The 15,014-nt window shown below is 42.0% G+C and carries 17 protein-coding genes; 14 read left to right on the top strand and 3 right to left on the bottom strand.

Going from position 1 to position 15,014, the window contains the following annotated elements; all coding sequences use genetic code 11:
• Positions 1-102: 102 nt before the first annotated feature.
• Entirely contained in the window at positions 103-444 is a 342-nt protein-coding gene (locus ADJ67_07665) for a desulfoferrodoxin (GenBank protein AKT47719.1), read from the bottom strand.
• A 222-nt stretch (positions 445-666) separates the two neighbouring features.
• Between ADJ67_07665 and ADJ67_07660 the strand changes: the two genes are divergently transcribed.
• The 4 genes from ADJ67_07660 to ADJ67_07645 all read left to right on the top strand — a co-directional run bounded on the left by ADJ67_07660 (position 667) and on the right by ADJ67_07645 (position 3,262).
• On the top strand, positions 667-1,110 hold the full coding sequence (locus ADJ67_07660; GenBank protein AKT47509.1) for a hypothetical protein: 444 nt from the start codon (positions 667-669) through the stop codon (positions 1,108-1,110).
• A 40-nt stretch (positions 1,111-1,150) separates the two neighbouring features.
• Complete coding sequence (locus tag ADJ67_07655) at positions 1,151-1,687, top strand: rubrerythrin (GenBank protein ID AKT47508.1); 537 nt, start codon at positions 1,151-1,153, stop codon at positions 1,685-1,687.
• 168 nt (positions 1,688-1,855) lie between these two features.
• Positions 1,856-2,629, top strand: a complete 774-nt coding sequence (locus ADJ67_07650) for a hypothetical protein (protein AKT47507.1) — start codon at positions 1,856-1,858, stop codon at positions 2,627-2,629.
• 105 nt (positions 2,630-2,734) lie between these two features.
• On the top strand, positions 2,735-3,262 hold the full coding sequence (locus tag ADJ67_07645) for an HDIG domain protein (GenBank protein AKT47718.1): 528 nt from the start codon (positions 2,735-2,737) through the stop codon (positions 3,260-3,262).
• Positions 3,263-3,357: 95 nt separating this feature from the next.
• On the opposite strand, the gene ADJ67_07640 is transcribed toward ADJ67_07645, so the two are convergent.
• Together ADJ67_07640 and ADJ67_07635 are read right to left on the bottom strand one after the other, a co-directional pair.
• Positions 3,358-4,821 (bottom strand): hypothetical protein, encoded by a 1,464-nt coding sequence (locus ADJ67_07640; protein ID AKT47506.1) that lies wholly within the window; start codon positions 4,819-4,821, stop codon positions 3,358-3,360.
• Entirely contained in the window at positions 4,811-5,488 is a 678-nt protein-coding gene (locus tag ADJ67_07635) for a transcriptional regulator (GenBank protein AKT47505.1), read from the bottom strand. Before ADJ67_07635 ends, ADJ67_07640 begins: the two co-directional genes overlap by 11 nt.
• Before the next feature lie 287 nt (positions 5,489-5,775).
• On the opposite strand from ADJ67_07635, the gene ADJ67_07630 reads away from it, so the two are divergent.
• The 10 genes from ADJ67_07630 to ADJ67_07585 all read left to right on the top strand — a co-directional run bounded on the left by ADJ67_07630 (position 5,776) and on the right by ADJ67_07585 (position 14,944).
• Complete coding sequence (locus ADJ67_07630; protein AKT47504.1) at positions 5,776-6,921, top strand: hypothetical protein; 1,146 nt, start codon at positions 5,776-5,778, stop codon at positions 6,919-6,921.
• Between the two features lies 1 nt (position 6,922).
• Positions 6,923-8,065, top strand: coding sequence for a hypothetical protein (locus ADJ67_07625; protein ID AKT47503.1), 1,143 nt, complete (start codon positions 6,923-6,925; stop codon positions 8,063-8,065).
• Between the two features lie 82 nt (positions 8,066-8,147).
• On the top strand, positions 8,148-9,881 hold the full coding sequence (locus tag ADJ67_07620; GenBank protein ID AKT47502.1) for a prolyl-tRNA synthetase: 1,734 nt from the start codon (positions 8,148-8,150) through the stop codon (positions 9,879-9,881).
• A gap of 1 nt (position 9,882) precedes the next feature.
• Entirely contained in the window at positions 9,883-10,359 is a 477-nt protein-coding gene (locus tag ADJ67_07615; GenBank protein AKT47501.1) for a peptidylprolyl isomerase, read from the top strand.
• A 76-nt stretch (positions 10,360-10,435) separates the two neighbouring features.
• Entirely contained in the window at positions 10,436-11,842 is a 1,407-nt protein-coding gene (locus tag ADJ67_07610; GenBank protein AKT47500.1) for a cysteinyl-tRNA synthetase, read from the top strand.
• Entirely contained in the window at positions 11,839-12,228 is a 390-nt protein-coding gene (locus tag ADJ67_07605; GenBank protein AKT47499.1) for a hypothetical protein, read from the top strand. Before ADJ67_07610 ends, ADJ67_07605 begins: the two co-directional genes overlap by 4 nt.
• Before the next feature lie 11 nt (positions 12,229-12,239).
• Complete coding sequence (locus tag ADJ67_07600) at positions 12,240-13,070, top strand: thymidylate synthase (GenBank protein AKT47498.1); 831 nt, start codon at positions 12,240-12,242, stop codon at positions 13,068-13,070.
• Between the two features lie 7 nt (positions 13,071-13,077).
• On the top strand, positions 13,078-13,569 hold the full coding sequence (locus ADJ67_07595; GenBank protein AKT47497.1) for a hypothetical protein: 492 nt from the start codon (positions 13,078-13,080) through the stop codon (positions 13,567-13,569).
• Positions 13,566-14,306 carry an RNA methyltransferase gene (locus ADJ67_07590; GenBank protein AKT47496.1) on the top strand — a complete coding sequence of 247 codons (741 nt, stop codon included), beginning with the start codon at positions 13,566-13,568 and terminating at the stop codon, positions 14,304-14,306. Before ADJ67_07595 ends, ADJ67_07590 begins: the two co-directional genes overlap by 4 nt.
• Positions 14,306-14,944: a hypothetical protein gene (locus ADJ67_07585; GenBank protein ID AKT47495.1), complete on the top strand. Its 639-nt coding sequence runs from the start codon at positions 14,306-14,308 to the stop codon at positions 14,942-14,944. The genes ADJ67_07590 and ADJ67_07585 overlap by 1 nt, the downstream gene beginning before the upstream one ends.
• Positions 14,945-15,014 lie beyond the last annotated feature (70 nt).

The raw sequence follows: 15,014 nt of genomic DNA, 5'->3' as shown, positions 1-15,014 counted from the left end.
TATCCGTACACCTATGTTGGCATTTATCTTATTTTGGATCAAAGAATATACTCTGGCTAGAATATATTCAGATTTGTTTATATGTTAAATTAAGTATTTGGATTAAAGCTCTTTCTTCCAAAGTCCGTGTAGGTTGCAGTACTCGTAAACAGCAACTGGCTTCTCGCCTTCAGCAAGGGCAAATACTGCTTCTGGCTTACCTGTGTGATCTAGATCCTTACGAGTTACACCGTTCTCTGTCTCTAGGTAGATGAATGCGATGTGATGCTCCTCTGTCATTGGGTGCTCAACGCTTCCAACCTTAACCTTTACTAGGTTGCCTTCTACTGAAACTTCTGGAACGTGCTTTTCCTGAGCAGCGTCTGTTGTGTTTGCCTTAAGCTCTCTCATTGGCTCGCCGCAACATGAAGGAACTTCATTACAGCTATTTATTACTTCTACAATAGTTTCGCAGTGATTACTTTTAAAAATCCTTAACATTATTAAATCCTCCTAATTAATTGAGCTCAACGCTCTTTCTCTATATCGTAATTATATTATACCCCATTATTTGATTTTAAACAATATAATTTGAAAAAATAATTTTAAATTTAGCTTGACAAGGGAATTACAGGATGATATTATAATGATAATCGTTATCAGTTATGTTCAGAAGGGTAGGCAATATTGAAGTATTCGAGGCAAAGAAACATCATCCTCGACATCGTCAAGAACAGTTATGATCATCCTACCGCAGAAACGGTTTATAAGCTAGCTCGCAAGGAATTGCCAAGCATAGGTATTGCGACGGTATATCGCAACCTAAATCAATTGGTGGATTCTGGTGAAGTCATAAGGATTTCACTTCCGGGCGGAGTAGACCGCTTTGATGGACACCTTGATAAGCATTATCATTCGATATGCCCAGATTGCGGAAGACTTACGGACCTTAATGGGGCGGATGAGCATAGCCTGACGAAACTCAAGGATGATATGAGTAAGGTATTTGGTTTAGATGCTGCAAGCGAAATTAAATTTCGTTCAGTTATATTGGAATGCAAGTGTGACAAATGCAGAATGCAAACGGAGAAACGCAATTTTATGGAGTCACGCCTGCAGTTGAGTGTTTAATAGTTATTTAATTTAAATGAAATGAAAATGGAGGAAAATCATGAAGGATCTAAAGGGAACAAAGACATTAGAGAATCTACTAGCGGCTTTTGCTGGTGAGTCACAGGCAAGAAACAAGTACACATACTATGCATCAAAGGCTAAGAAGGAAGGATATGTTCAGATTAGCAACATCTTCCTAGAGACAGCTGCTAACGAGAAGGAGCATGCAGAGCTATGGTTCAAGCTTGCTCACGGAATCGGAACAACAGAAGAGAACCTACTTGATGCAGCTGCTGGTGAAAACTATGAGTGGACAGATATGTATAAGGAAATGGCTGCTACAGCTAGAGAAGAAGGTTTCCCAGAAATCGCTGCTCAGATGGAAGGCGTAGCTGCTATCGAGAAGGAGCACGAGGAGAGATATAGAAAGCTTGCTGCTAACATCAAGGAGGGCAAGGTATTTGCAAGAGAAGAGAAAGTTCTATGGCAGTGTAGCAACTGTGGACATCAGGTATATGCAGAGAAGGCTCCACAGCTTTGCCCAGTATGTAAGCACCCACAGGCTTACTTCCAGATTAAGTCAGAAAACTATTAATAAGCTGACCGCCTAGTTACGGTCAATATTAAGAAGTGAATTTTAGGATAGAGTTCAGATAGAGCTCTATCCTATTTTATTTTGATGAATTCTTGTGCCTCAAAGAATTGTAATCAAAAGGGGAGAGGTATATAATGAAAACATATTTATAAAGATATGGAGGCAAGTATGAGAAGTATATTTGAGAATGGTCCAATAGAGATAACAGGAAAAAACGATAGAGTGCTTATTGTGCGTAAAGATGGATTTAGCCTAAATACGGGGAAGAAGGAAGTCAGCGTATTATTTGATGATGTTAGATATACTAATGTTACAAGATACTGCAATGCAAACAGTAGCTACATAGTTATGCTAGTAATGAAGGATGGCAAGAATATTGAGATTGATACAGACATTACACCTGTAGGGGGCGGACATAATATACTTGAGACAAAGACTCTACTAATGGCCTTTGCAGCAAGCAGACTAGGAAAGGATTTTCCTAACAATCTAAACACTCTTGATATAGAACTGGCACATTCGCTAAAGGAAAAACAGATCAGCATATCAAACGGTGTAATTAAGGGTGCTAAGAGCAGCGTAAGGATTGATGATATTCATACCGTTAAATGCGTTAGCAACGGCGCCTTGACAAGATTTGCAATCTACGCAGGCACTAAGAAGAGATTGTTTAACGCTCCGGATTTTGCAGTAGTTTGTAATGAATTAACTGCACCTTTGCTCGAAGCTATTGTAACAAGAAATACCGGCAAGGGCATAGATTTTAGCAGAGGGGATGGCTTTGAACAAAAGACATCTGAGTACGCACTTATTCGCTACATGGACTCTGACTTCTTTATTAACGAGGACGGAACTTTTAGCGAGCAATGGCAGGAGGATGCATATTACAGAATAGCTCAGTATGGCTATGATGTTAAGAATCTGATGAGTCAGTTCGTATAAGTAAGGGCTTAAGATAAAAGTTAAAGCATAATTACTATAAAATAATAAATGCAGGGGGGTGATATTGTGCTTACACTTGATAGGGCAAAAGAAATAAATGATACAATGGTGACAGGTGATCAGCTTAGAATCCATGCGATGAATGTTATGGCATCAATGGGAGCTATGGCCGAACATTTTGGTGAAAACAAAGAAAATTGGATGGCTATTGGATACTTACATGATTATGACTACGAGAAGTATCCAGACGAGCATTTGCAGCATACAGAAAAGGCCTTGCTGGATTTAGGTGTAGAGGATTGGGAGGTCAGAGCTATTCTTTCACATGGATACGGTCTATGTAATAGTGTCGAACCTTTGACGAACCTCGAAAAATCATTATATACGGTCGATGAACTTACAGGCATTATTCAAGCTTGTGCACGCATGAGACCTATGGGAATTAGGGACTTAACGGCAAAGAGTGTCATGAAGAAATTTAAGGATAAGAGATTTGCAGCAAAGTGTAACCGAGAAGTGATTTTGGATGGATGCGATCGTCTTGGAATGGAACTTAAAGACGTGGTTGAAGTCTGCATAGAGGGAATGAAACCATATGCTGAAGAAATTGGACTTATGGGAACAGAAGGATGAGTTCTAAATCGAGGCTATAGCAAAGATCAATAAGGTTAAGAAAAAATGCACAAGCGATTACTTAGATAATCGCCTGTGCATTTTGTTATTGCGTATTATTTCTTTGTTTTAAAAATCTCAAGCTCAAACCAGAATGTGCTACCCTTACCGAGTTTACTGTTTACGCCATACTGGGCTTTGTGCAGATTAAGAATCTCTCTAACAATCGATAGTCCAAGTCCGCTTCCGTCAGTTTGCCTAACGTGGTGGGTGCTGGATTTGTAATATCTTTCCCAAACGTGACTTACCTCATCTGGTGCAATGCCCTGACCGTGGTCAATTATCTCGCATCTTACCTTTGATCTTGCTACGCGCTTCACATTGATTATTATCTCCTTATCCTCCCCACAATATTTAACGGCATTGTTTATGAGGTTTGAGATAACCTGCGTAATCTTAGCTTTATCGGCAAAGACTGGCAGTGCTTCGCTGTTGTTATATATAAACTTATAGCCCTCGTTTTCTGCGAGAATTTCGTAAGATGTGAGCAAAGTGCGCACGCTATCAGATAAATCAAATTCGCTTTTCTCAAGTACTATCTTGCGCTGCTGCATTCTAGATAGGTTGAGCATATCATTTACAAGAATGTTGAGCCTGTCTGATTCCTCAATGATTACGCCAAGGTGTTGATTTCTCTTAACCGGATTATCGCCAGATAGGTCTCTAATCATCTCTGCGTAGGATCTAATCATAGTCAGTGGCGTTCTCAAATCGTGACTGACATTAGCAATCAAGTCCTTTTGATACATATCGGTCTTTTCTAACTCTCGCGAAGCCTTGGTCAAAGTCTCGGAGAGATTTTGAATCTCAGAATATGCGCTTGGTCTAAACTGAACTCCATAATGACCTTTACCCATTTCTTCTGCAGATTTCGTGATATTTTTGATTGGCCTGCTTATCATATTTGCCATGTATAGGGCCATCGAAAGCGCTAGGAACATAGCTATGAATGTGATATAGACTAGCTGAGCTCTCAAAATAGAAATCGTAGATTTTACTGGTGAAAGCGGTGCAAACAGATAGAGTATATAGCTATTTGCCATATTCTCTTCTTCGCTATTCGAATCCTCCGCCTTGTAAAGGTAGGTCGCGTATGCTAGTAGCTGATTATCCTGATAAGGAACTATGAGCGATACGCTAGGAAATGTGCTGCCCTCTAGCTGCTGACGCAGATTTGAGGATTGAAGACTATACAGGTATTCCTGTTTATATCCGTTGTACTCAGGCAGAATAGCAACTCTACCGTCGCCCGTCTCAACCCTGATGTAAGAGTCTGTCTCAGCACTGATTTCGTTTATCTTCCGGCTCATTGCTTCTTTGCCATTATGCTTATATTCATCTATGAGTTCCTGAGCCATTCGCTTTGTCTCTCGAAGCTTCATGTCCTCGTAAAATGAATCCATGAAGTAAATCTGAAGTAGCCAAATCAAAACGACTAGGAGTGCAGCAAAGAGTATGAAATAGCACCAAAGTTTGAAGCTAAGGCTCCTGATATCAAACCGTTTCTTATTATTTCTCATACTCAAACTTGTATCCTACTCCCCTGAGGGTTACGATGAAATCACGGTAAGGGCCTAGGTTGTTACGCAAGTTTTTGATGTGCGTATCTATGGTCCTGTCGTCACCGAAGAAGTCGTATCCCCAGATGTCGGATAGTAGCTTGTCCCTGGAAAGTGCGATGTTCTTGTTCTTAATTAGATAGAAAAGAAGATCGTATTCCTTTGGTGTTAGTTCTACACGCTTACCGTCGACTGAAACAGTACGCGCTGCGATATTGATTTCGAGTCCATCAAAGGTGAGCACGCTGCTATTATCCTTTGATACAGAATTTCTTCTCTCTAAAACAACGTTTACACGAGCCATTAGCTCCTTAGGGCTGAAAGGCTTAACGATGTAATCGTCAATTCCAAGCTCGAATCCGAAGAGTTTATCGTACTCTTCGCCACGTGCTGAAAGCATGATGATAGGCACATCAGAAATCTTCTTTATCTCCTTGCATGCTGTGAAGCCGTCGAGCTTAGGCATCATTATATCTAAAATAACAAGATCATACTTGTTTAGCTTGCATAGTCCGACAGCGCTCATTCCGTCCTCTGCCTCGGTTACTTCATAACCGTTGAACTCTGCATATTCTCGAATCACTTCTCTGATTTTAGGTTCGTCGTCTACGACAAGTAACTTGTACATAATATATTCCTCCCATTTTCTTTGTATGATAACGCGCGTAGGTGAAGTTTTAATGTGATTAGTGTTATAATTCTATCATAATTATCACAAATATAAAAGCAAACTACATAATATGACAAGGCGGTGAAAAAGCCTTGAATTCCCCATTGTTTTAAGCCTTGGAAGTATTGACGACGGGCGGGTATAGGACTATACTGTAATATGTATAGAAATAGCTATTTTGAGCTTGTAGCTTGTATAAAAATACGAGCAAAATGAGCCAAAATAATTAAGAAAGGAGGTGCAATATGCTCAAGAAGTTATTGAGAATCGCTCTAGCTATCATAGGAGCCTTGATAGGATACGGAATTTCCATTGGGTCCAAGTATCTTTTAATACACTCAGACTCATCATTCGAGGCTTATTTCAAAAGTAATTATCAATATATTCTAGCGGTATTTATTTCTTTATTATTTGCAATTATGTTTTATCGTTTAGCGCCGCTAATTTCAAAACAGAGCGTCAAGGTTGCTGGCAAGATTGAAGACGACCTTCAGGGAGTTTCCGGAAATGATATTCTTGCAGGAGCTATAGGCCTAATCTTTGGACTTATCATCGCATTCTTTATAACTCAGATTTTCGCAGGAATTACAAATCAGTATTTATATGTTATCATCACGCTAATCGTATACATGATTATGGGATTTATCGGCGTGGTTGTTGCGAACAAAAAGGGTAAAGAAATAATCTCACAGATGTTTATCGCAAGAAGAAACAGCGATGCAGGACCGAATGCTAATCCTGCTCAGGCGACACGTTTTTCTGTAGGAGGCAAGGGGCGCAAGCAGAGCAACATCATTCCTAAGATACTAGATACGAGCGTAATAATCGATGGACGAATTGCCGAAATTATTAAGACCGGATTCCTAGAGGGTCCCATTGTCATCCCTGAGTTTGTTTTGGTCGAGCTGAGACATATAGCAGACTCGTCTGATTCTCTGAAGAGGACGAGAGGGCGCAGAGGCCTTGATATTCTAAATAGGATTCAGACTGACTATGGAATTGATATCTACAATACTGAGAGCGAGAAAGGGCTAAAGGAAATTCCAGAGGTCGACGTTAAACTTCTCAAGCTTGCGCAGATTATGGGTGGTAAGGTTGTGACAAACGACTTTAATTTGAACAAGGTGGCCAGGATTAATGGCGTAGATGTTTTGAATATCAACGAGCTAGCCAATACGCTAAAGCCAGTGGTCATTCCTGGTGAGAAGATGACGGTTACCCCAGTTAAGCAGGGTAAGGATTCTCAGCAGTCAATTGCCTATCTCGATGATGGAACCATGGTAGTTTTAGAGGATGGCAAAAACTATATAGGTAAGACTAGAGAGATAACTGTAACCAGCGTGCTACAGACTTCAGCAGGCAGGATGATTTTCGGAAGAGTAAGGGTATAAGATGTTTCGTGATAGAAGAGTCTATGCCGTAATTGTGGCAGGCGGAAGGGGCACTCGTATGAAGGCACCAAAACCGAAGCAATTCCTGTATATAGGTGGCAAGACAATTTTAGAAAAGACGGTGGATAAGTTCAGAAGAAGCTCTTTGGTAGATGAGATAATCGTCGTAACTGCGCAGGATTACCTTGAGCAGACAGAGGAGCTGTTCCGTGGCTTCAGCAAAAGCATGAGCATAATCTCGGGCGGAGAACGAAGGCAGGATTCTGTTGCAAATGCGCTCAAATTATTGAGACAGAAGAAGGTTTCAGATGACGACATCGTACTGATACATGACGGAGTTAGACCGTATATAGAGCTTGACATCATTGCTTCAGTCACCAAAGAGGCATCAGAAGCAGGGGCAGCAATTCCTTGCATAATGCCAAAGGATACAATTAGAGATATAAATAAGGGAACCCTTGAACGCAGTGATTTACGCTGCGTTCAGACTCCTCAAGGCTTTTCCGCAGGACTTTTGATGGATGCATATGCCAAGGCTTTTACAGATGGCAGCGATTTCACAGATGATGCAGGCATTGTAGAAGCCTTTGGACACAAGGTGTCGTTGGTAAAGGGCAGTGAGGATAATATCAAAATTACAACGCCGGAGGATGTCGTTTTGGAAACAAGGATAGGAAAAGGCTTTGATGTGCATAGACTTGTTGAAGGCAGAAAGCTAATTCTTGGAGGAGTAGATATCCCTTATGAGAAAGGGCTTTTGGGACACTCAGATGCTGATGTATTGCTTCATGCTTTGATAGATGCGATACTAGGTGCTGCATCTATGGGAGATATTGGAAGGCTGTTTCCGGATACAGATCCCGCATTTAAGGATGCTTCGAGTCTTGTTCTTTTAGAGAGAGCATGGAATGCAGTCAAGTATAGAGGTTATGATTTTATAAATACAGACATAACTGTGATTTGCGAAAGACCTAAGCTTGCTCCACATATAGACAAGATGGAGGATAACATCTGCAATGTGCTAAACATAAGCAGAGAAAGAATAAATATAAAGGCGACTACGACTGAGAAGCTAGGCTTTACAGGAAGAGGCGAGGGCATTGCAGCTGAGGCTGTTTGCATTTTGTCCTGCAGCCCTAAGTAGAAGCTATTTGTGAACTTTGATGAATACTGTGGCGCTAGCTACGGCAGAAATATAGATTGAATAGAATGGAGATATAATTTCAATGAGACTATCTAAAATGTATGTCAGAACTCTGAGGGAGTTACCAGCTGAAGCGGAAATTCCAAGTCATATTTTGCTGCTTCGTACGGGAATGATACGTAAGCTTGCATCAGGAATCTACGGATTCATGCCCCTTGGATGGAGATCGCTTCACAAGATTGAGAATATAATCCGTGAGGAGATGGATAAGAGCGGAGCGCAGGAGATTTTGATGTCTGCGATTCAGCCTGCAGAACTTTGGGAGGAATCAGGAAGGTGGAGTGCCTACGGCCCTGAACTTTGGCGTATCAAAGACAGAAACGGCAGAGACTTCTGCTTAGGACCTACGCACGAGGAAATATTTACAGATATAGTTCGTGATGGAGTTTCATCATATAGACAGCTACCACTGAACCTATATCAGATTCAGCACAAGTACAGAGATGAGGCTAGACCTCGTTTTGGTCTTATGAGAAGCAGAGAGTTCATCATGAAGGATGCTTACTCTTTTGACAAGGATCAGGAGGGCCTCGATAAGAGCTATGATGATATGTATGATGCGTATACGAGAATCTTCACTCGTTGCGGATTGACATTTAGACCAGTAGAGGCTGATAGCGGTGCGATTGGCGGAAATGCATCACACGAGTTTACAGCGCTTTCAGAGGTCGGCGAGAGCGATATTGCTTATTGCGAGAGCTGTTCAATGGCGGCAAATGTAGAAAAGGCTGCTTGCAGGGATGCTGAGCCATCACCTGAGAGTGAGGCAATGCTTGAGCTTCAGGAAGTTCACACACCAGGAACAAAGACAATCGAAGAGGTTGCAGGATTCCTGAACATAGATAAGACAAAGACTATCAAAGCACTTCTATTTGAGAAGTATGACGAGGATGGTAAGGCTGATGGATATGTAGCTGCCTTTGTTAGAGGCGATAGAGACCTTAACATGATTAAGTTAGTAAATGCCCTAAACATCCCAGAGCATGCGATTGCCTTTGCTGACGAATCAAAGCTAGAAGCTGCAATAGGAGCAGTTGGTGGATTCACAGGACCTATAGGGCTTCACGACTGTACAGTTGTTGTCGACAGCGAGCTAGTGGGACTTAAGAACCTTTGCGCAGGTGCTTGTAAGCTAGACCACCACATTCTCAACGTGAACTACGGAAGAGATTACGAGGGTGACATAGTTACAGACCTCAAGGTTCTCAAGGAGGGTGACCCTTGCCCAGTCTGCGGCGCCCCAATAAAGCACACTCGCGGCATCGAGGTTGGACAGGTATTTAAGCTTGGAACAAAGTATTCAAAGGCTATGAATGCTATATATAAGGACGAAAATCAGCAGGATCATCCGCTTGTTATGGGTTGCTACGGAATCGGAGTAAGCCGTACGCTTGCAGCTGTTATCGAGCAGCACCACGATGAGGATGGAATTATTTGGCCAGTTTCAGTCGCTCCATACCATGTGATTGTAACACTTGTTAAGCCTAAGGATGAGGAACAGGCAAAGCTTGCAGAAGAAATCTACCAGAGCTTGCTAGTAGCTGGTGTTGAAGCGGTTATAGATGACCGTGACGAGAGGCCAGGTGTTAAGTTCAAGGACGCTGACCTTCTTGGATTCCCAATCAGAATCACAGTAGGTAAGAGGGCTGGAGAAGGAATCGTGGAGTACAAGCTACGTAGAGACAGCGAAAAGTCAGAGCTTAGCGTAGCAGAAGCAATAGAAAATGCAATCAAATTAGTAAATGAGGAGAAATAAGATGAAAACAGTAACAATAGAAATGGAAAACGGCAAGGTAATGAAGGGCGAGCTTTACGAGGACCTAGCGCCAATCACAGTTGAGAATTTTGAGAAGCTAGCTAACAGCGGTTTCTACAACGGCCTAACATTTCACAGAGTTATTCCTGGATTTATGATTCAGGGTGGATGCCCTAACGGAAACGGAACAGGTGGCCCTGGATATACAATCAAGGGTGAGTTTGCAATGAATGGCGTAAAGAATGACCTAAAGCACACAACGGGCGTGCTATCAATGGCAAGAACCATGGTACCTGACTCAGCAGGATCACAGTTCTTTGTAATGGTTGCAGATGCTCCTCATCTAGATGGACAGTATGCTGGTTTTGGAAAAATCACAGAAGGTATCGATGCGGCTCTAGAAATTGCACAGGTAAGACGCGACTTTCAGGACAAGCCACTTGAACCAGTTGTAATAAAAACTGTAACTGTAGAGTAAAAGCAAAACAAAGTTTAACTAACGACATGTCGCATTCGCACTAAGGATTAGCTACAATGCGACAAAAGGAAAAGATATGAAGATATATAACACACTAACAAGACGTAAAGAGGAGTTTGAGCCTATTCGCAAGGGCCAGGTTAACATCTACGTTTGCGGACCAACGGTTTACAACTACATCCACATCGGAAACGCTAGACCGATAGTAGTCTTTGATACACTTCGCAGATACATGGAGTACAGAGGCTATAAGGTTAAGTATGCACAGAACTTCACAGACGTGGACGATAAGATTATCAATAGAGCAAAAGATGAAGGCGTTAGCGCACTTGAAATCTCAGAGCGCTTCATCAAGGAGTATTTTGATGATGCAGATGCCCTAAATGTAAGAAGGGCTGATGTTCATCCTAAGGTTTCAGAGCATATTGATGAGATAGAAAACTTTGTTGACACTTTGGTAGGCAAGGGCTTTGCTTACGAAGCTGACGGAGACGTATATTTCTCAACAAGAAAGTTCCCTGAATACGGAAAGCTTTCAGGTCAGAATATAGAAGATCTCGAGGCCGGTGCAAGAATTGCAGTCGGTGAAGTCAAGGAAGATCCAATAGACTTTGCACTATGGAAGGCGCGTAAGACTGAAGATGAGATTGCTTGGGAATCACCATGGGGCATGGGAAGACCAGGCTGGCACATAGAGTGTTCAGCTATGGCAAGAAGACATTTAGGTACAACTATCGATATACACGGTGGAGGTGAGGACCTTCAGTTCCCACACCACGAAAACGAAATTGCTCAGTCGGAGTGTTGCAATGGCGTAACCTTTGCTAACTACTGGATGCATAATGGCTTCATAAATATCGGTGGATCGAAGATGTCAAAGTCTGCAGGAAACTTTTTCACTGTAAGAGATATCCGCCAGAAATACACAGGCGAGGAAATCCGCTTCTTGCTCCTATCAGGACAGTATAGAGGACCGATAGAGTTCAGCGAAGAAATGATGCAGCAGTCAAGGTCAAGCTTTAACAGAATCAAGAACTGTCTAGATGACATAGAGTTCATGATCAAAACTGGAACAGACGGCGAACTTTCAGCTGAAGAGGAGAAGTCAATAGCTAGCTTTGATGGATTCAGACAGGCCTTCATAAAGGCTATGGATGACGATCTAAATACTGCTGATGGAATCAGTGCGGTATTTGAGCTCGTTACAGAAATCAACACAATGCTTCGTGGAGGAACTAGCAAAGCTTATGCAAAGGCGGCTTTAGAAATTTTCAACGAGCTTACTGGTGTTCTTGGAATAATCAAAGCTAAGGAAACTAGTATCGATGCTGATATCGAAGCGCTAGTTGAGGAAAGACAGCAGGCAAGAAAGAATAAGGACTTCGCTAGAGCAGACGAAATCAGAGATGAGCTAAAGGCTAGAGGATATACTCTAAAGGATACACCTCAGGGCGTTCAGATTATAAAGGACGAGTCCATATGAATTCTGCTCAGGCAAATGTAACGGCGCTGGCTTTTGTCGGAGATGCTGTTTATGAGCTTTATATCAGAAATATGATTTGCAGTGATTTGAGCCTAGGCGGAAATGCTGATCTCATGCACAAAAAGGCGATAAGATATGTAAGAGCTGAGAGTCAAGCAAAGGCAATAAAGCACATGATGAACGGCTTTCTCACAGAGGATGAGCTTGGACTTGTTAAGCGTGCAAGAAATCATAAGACGCCCAACAGGAGCAGGAGCGCTGGAGCTGTTGAATATAAGCTTGCGACTGCTTTTGAAGCACTTATTGGATTTTTACATGCAAACGGTGATGAGGAGCGCGTATTGGCAATCATGTCAAAGGCGGTAGAGATAATCGAAGAGGAATAGGAGAAGAGGCGATGAGCAAAGCAGATAAGATTTTCAAAAGCATGTGCAGAGATATCTTAGATAATGGATTTTCAACAGAAGGGGAAACCGTTAGAGCTCGCTGGGAGGACGGAAGCCCTGCATATACTATAAAGCGCTTTGGCGTTGTAAACAGATACGATTTGTCAGAGGAGTTTCCAGCTTTGACCCTCAGAAAGACTGCAATTAAGACAGCAGTGGATGAACTTCTTTGGATTTGGCAGAGAAAGTCAAATAATATCAATGAACTAAAGGGCAAAATCTGGGATGAGTGGGCTGACGAAAGCGGTTCAATTGGAAAGGCTTACGGCTATCAGATGGCTCAGAAATACAAGTTCGCTCAGGGTGAGATGGACCAGGTTGACAATGTAATTTGGCAGCTAAAGAATACTCCTCAGTCAAGAAGAATAATGACAAATATCTATAACTTCAGCGACCTAAGCGAGATGCATCTAGAGCCATGTGCGTATAGCATGACCTTCAATGTGACAGGCGACAAGCTAAATGCAATCTTAAATCAGCGTTCACAGGATGTGCTTGCTGCAAACAACTGGAATGTGTGTCAATACTCTGTTTTAGTGATGATGCTTGCTCAGGTTTGCGGATACAAGCCAGGTGAATTTGTTCACGTTATCGCAGATGCTCATATCTATGATAAGCATGTGCCTGCTATAGAGGAATTGATTTCAAGAGAAGAGTTCCCAGCACCAAAGGTAAGACTTAATCCTGAGATTAAGGACTTCTATGACTTCACAACAGATGATCTAATCATTGAAGACTATCAGAGTGGCGAGCAGATCAAAAATATTCCAATTGCGGTATAGGTGCGATATGAATTTGATAATAGCAGTAGATAAAAATTGGGGAATCGGCAAGGATGGCGGATTGCTCTGCCACCTTCCTGGTGACCTAGAATACTTCAAGAAAATAACTCTAGACAAAACAGTAATAATGGGCAGGGTGACGCTAGAGAGTCTTCCCGGATCAAAGGGACTTCCTAAGAGAAGAAACATAGTTTTGACTAGGGATACTTCCTATGAGGCTGTGAATGCAGAGGTCGTTCACTCCTACGAGGAGATTGATGAGATTGTTTCAGGTCTCCCTGAAGAGGAAGTCTTTGTAATAGGTGGTGCACAGATATATAAAGATATGCTTCCTAAGTGCAGCACATGTTATGTAACCAAAATCTATAAGGATTTTGATGCGGATAGACATTTTGAAAATCTTGATGCCTCAGGTGAGTTTGATTGCGAGCCGGTTGGAGAACTTATGGAAGAAAACGGCATAGAGTACCGTTTCTATAAATATACGAGGAAAAAATGAGTAAAACGGATTTGATAATAGGTAGAAACCCCGTGATTGAAGCACTCAAAAGCGGAAGGGGCGTCTCCAAGGTCATCATTCAAAAGGGTGCATCTGGATCAATATCAAAACTCTATGATCTAGCCAAAAAGAATGGCATCAAAATAGAACAGGCCGAAAAGGACGAGCTAGATAGACTCTGCAAGAGCAAGGGGCATCAAGGAGCTGTAGCATTCGCCGCCGCACATTCCTTTGCAAGCATGAAAGACATCTACGCCCGCGCAGAAGCAGGTGGCGAGGACGCTTTGATTGTTATCCTAGATGAGATAGAAGATCCACATAACCTTGGCGCAATAATGCGTAGTGCAGAGTGTGCAGGCGCATGCGGCATAATTATCTCAAAGCATAATAGCTGCGGTCTCACCGAAACTGTAGCAAAGACTTCGGCAGGTGCTATAGAATACATGCCTTGCGTTCAGGTAACGAATATTGCAAAGACCATAGACGAACTAAAGAAGGATGGCTTTTGGATTGCAGCTTGCGATATGAACGGAAGCGTTTACACTGAAGCAGATATGCGCGGAAAGCTTGCTATAGTAATAGGAAACGAAGGCAAGGGAATCAGGCAGCTTGTTAAATCAAAATGTGATTTTGTAGTATCAATTCCACTATTAGGCCAGATTAATTCGCTTAATGCATCAAATGCAGCAGCCATAATAATGTATGAAGCACTTAGACAAAGGAGTGAGAAGCGCTGATGCTATCAGACGAAATGAATATTCTCTCAGACGAAAGCCTTGTGAGAATGGCTCAAGAGGGAAGCAGTCTAGCATACGAATTACTTATTGATAAGTATAAACATACGGCAAAAATTAGCGCGAGAAAATATTACATAGCAGGAGCCGAAAACGAGGACGTAATACAAGAAGCTATGATTGGAATCTTTAAGGCTATTAGGGATTTTGATGAGAACGCTGGTGCTAAGTTCTCGACCTTCTTACAGCTATGTATGGAGAATCAAATAAAGACAGCTATAAATGCTGCCAACAGGCAGAAGCATAAGCTCCTAAATGAGTCGCTATCCATCTTTGATGAAGGAAGGGAGCAAGTTGACTTTGATGGGGGAGATACAGCTTCGAACAAAATTTGCAGTTCTCTTTTGGCTGATAAGGACCTAAGTCCAGAAAAGCTTGCCATGCTGAAAGAAGCCATTAGAGATATCGAATCAGGGGACTCCGAAAAGCTCAGTAACTTTGAGCGCGAGGTGTGGGCGAAGATACGTCAGGGAATGAATTACAGAGAAATTGCAACGGCCCTCGGAAGAACTCCTAAAGCTGTTGATAATGCAATGCAAAGACTGAAGAAAAAAATTAGAATAAACTTACTGGATTATTGACAAGGTGTAACAAAAATAGTACGATAATAACAATGCGTGATTGGGTGAATTTGCACTGTCAGTCGGGCAT

This window comes from Eubacterium sulci ATCC 35585, from assembly GCA_001189495.1.
Taxonomy (GTDB): Bacteria; Bacillota; Clostridia; order Peptostreptococcales; family Anaerovoracaceae; genus Eubacterium_B; species Eubacterium_B sulci.
Note: the sequence above shows the minus strand (reverse complement) of the source record. Positions and strands in the feature narration are given on the sequence as shown.